General features: G+C 32.4%; 3 protein-coding genes. All 3 read right to left on the reverse strand.

What is annotated here, in order from left to right; genetic code table 11:
- The coding region (locus tag U473_RS14835) for a hypothetical protein (protein ID WP_201024189.1) at positions 1–370 on the reverse strand (370 nt) is incomplete at its 3' end.
- Positions 363–1121: an ImmA/IrrE family metallo-endopeptidase gene (locus tag U473_RS11310; protein WP_068726434.1), complete on the reverse strand. Its 759-nt coding sequence runs from the start codon at positions 1119–1121 to the stop codon at positions 363–365. The genes U473_RS14835 and U473_RS11310, both read right to left, overlap by 8 nt.
- 3 nt (positions 1122–1124) lie before the next feature.
- Positions 1125–1463: a helix-turn-helix domain-containing protein gene (locus U473_RS11315; RefSeq protein WP_068726436.1), complete on the reverse strand. Its 339-nt coding sequence runs from the start codon at positions 1461–1463 to the stop codon at positions 1125–1127.
- Positions 1464–1709 lie beyond the last annotated feature (246 nt).

Here is a 1709-nt window from a genome sequence, read left to right on the forward strand (position 1 = left end):
TGGGAGACTTCTTTCGGAGGGAAGTTAAATTATTACTAGCTATAATTCCACCGTATGCTTTTGCTAAAGCTATCGCCGCTGCTTCACCTTTACCAATTCTTTTTTCTCCTTTTGGCGGTGAAATCGCTAATTCATAATACAAACGATATTCTTCGGTATTGGTCAATATCTCTTTTGTCGTAACATCACCATTTATACATAATTCATTAACTTTACGCTTAATATGGGGGATACTTGGATTTGATAATTCAATAAAAACTTCTTTAGGGAGCACAATTCTTCCAGGATAAAGTTTAAACAGGATGTTTTCTTCTTTCACCCACAGAAAAGAAGAGATACAATCTGTATCAAAAAACAACTTACTAGTCATAACTCTCTTCTCCAACTGTATTTAATCCATATACCATATCTCCCCTAAATCCATTTAATAATAGTTCTTCGTATTTCCCATTTGATATTAGGTCTCTTTCTTTTAATTCTTCAGCCAATTTTATATATTTACCTAAAGTAATATATTGCTTATCTTCCGGAGTTGGCCTATACAATTTGTCATCAAAGCCAAGTTTCAATGCTGATGAAATGATCCCAGTTTTCATTGTATTTGCTTTTTCATGAGATAAATATCCATCTTTTATTAATCTCCATAAAGTAGCCTGTCTGCTTAACCCATAGTGCTGTTCAATTTTTACGACATCATTTACTTCAAGATCATGCTTTACTTTTCCCAATTTGTTTTTTATAAAATCGTTTAAAGATTCATAAGGCGCTAAAAAATATGACGCAAACATATCTGCTTCTACTTCCTGCGGATCTTTATTTTTCTCAAGATCTGCGGAAGATACGATACTTTTAAAATCCTCATGGAAAAATAAATGATACAATTCATGGGCCATTGTAAAACGCTGGCGACCGTACGTAGAAGTTGAATTAATACCGATTATTTTATTATTTCCTTCTTTAATACAGATACCACTTACTCGACTGCTCATTGGATAAAATACAATCGTTAAGTCTTCGTTACTATAAAGGATAGAGAAGATATCTATTGGCGAGTAGATATCTTCTCCAAATTGTTTGCGCAAGCTTATGGCCTCTGCATTTAATTCAATTTTTTCTTTCATGCATTATTCCCCCTTGAGCAAATCTTCCATGTAACGTAAATTTAATGCAATCTTGTTCATGGCTGCTATTGTTTCCAAATCTTCTGTCGTAAGACCCTTTGCCCGTAATGCAATAGGCATTGGGGAAAACTCGCTATCTTCATTTGTAAAATACTCTATCGAACATCCAAAAAGGTTTGCTGCTTTTTCAAGGATATCGATACTAAATTGCCGTTCATTGTTTTCACATTTTGAGATGTAGCTCTGATCAACCTGTAAATATTCCGCAATTTGACTTTGGGTAAATCCACTCTTACTTCGCAACTCATTAAATCTTTTACTTACTAATTCAGAATTCAACATAGTTGCACCTCCCTTATATCAATAGTATATGATATTATTGTCATAAAATAAATATATTATTCAATCATTTTTATGACAAAACAATTTTCATCAAATGTTGTAAGATCGTTGATATTTACTAAAGACATAAATAATTCTTTATCAACCGGAGGAGGTTATAATTGAAGTTATGCCGTTAAATTTGTGTAGGTAAAAGATACAAAAAATGGAACCACTTTATTTATATAAGTAGTTCCATTAATCAGT

Source organism: Tepidibacillus decaturensis (genome assembly GCF_001561915.1).
In the GTDB taxonomy this organism is placed as follows: Bacteria; Bacillota; Bacilli; order Tepidibacillales; family Tepidibacillaceae; genus Tepidibacillus_B; species Tepidibacillus_B infernus.

What these genes read in the sequence shown, in the direction of transcription:
- U473_RS11315 (WP_068726436.1), bottom strand. Translation starts at nt 1,463, where the DNA reads ATGTTGAATTCTGAATTAGTAAGTAAAAGATTTAATGAGTTGCGAAGT.
- U473_RS11310 (WP_068726434.1), bottom strand. Translation starts at nt 1,121, where the DNA reads ATGAAAGAAAAAATTGAATTAAATGCAGAGGCCATAAGCTTGCGCAAA.